Origin of the sequence: Helicobacter vulpis, assembly GCF_003660395.1 — a bacterium.
In the GTDB taxonomy this organism is placed as follows: Bacteria; Campylobacterota; Campylobacteria; order Campylobacterales; family Helicobacteraceae; genus Helicobacter; species Helicobacter vulpis.
In genome coordinates this window covers 1-536 of record NZ_QXQT01000092.1, presented here as the reverse complement: position 1 = coordinate 536, position 536 = coordinate 1, and the positions used below count along the sequence as shown (strand labels likewise).

Sequence of the window (536 nt, the reverse complement as noted above, 5' to 3'; positions counted from 1 at the left end):
CCCCACGCTAAGCAAGGAGGAGTTAGCCCAGCTCAAACAAGAAAGCAGGTTATTAGGTCAAGATTCAGACCTAGATATTAATCTTTTCACATCGTTTGAAGTTATTTCTACGCAGTCTACTTCTGCAAAGTCGCTAAAGCGTCTAAACTCAGAAGTAGAAGAGAATCTAACCCACATCTTGCGTTTAAAATCAAATTCAAAAACCCCCTCTTCACCGGGAGCAGAGATAGCGTATACCCGCCCTGATTCTGTATTAAACCAGAATGAGGAGATATTAACCGGGGGCAAGGGGATAGAGACTGACATAGCTACTCCTTTAAGTGATGTTACCAAACCCCCCCTTAACAATCAAATCCCCTTACTTCCCTATAAGCCCAACACACATATCCCAGCCACAGCCAAAGAAATTCTAGCCGCAGGCAGAAGCGCGTCTTTAAACAAGCAAGATATTTTAGACGCCATTAGATTTAAAAACAAGCTTTTAGAAGACATTTTAAAACCCAATCCCGCCTTTGGGGAGAATTTTAAAGAATTTG

At 42.0% G+C, this 536-nt stretch carries 1 pseudogene; it reads left to right on the top strand.

Annotated features, from left to right (window positions below):
• Positions 1 to 536: pseudogene (locus EAO38_RS09050) on the top strand (hypothetical protein); the annotation flags it as partial.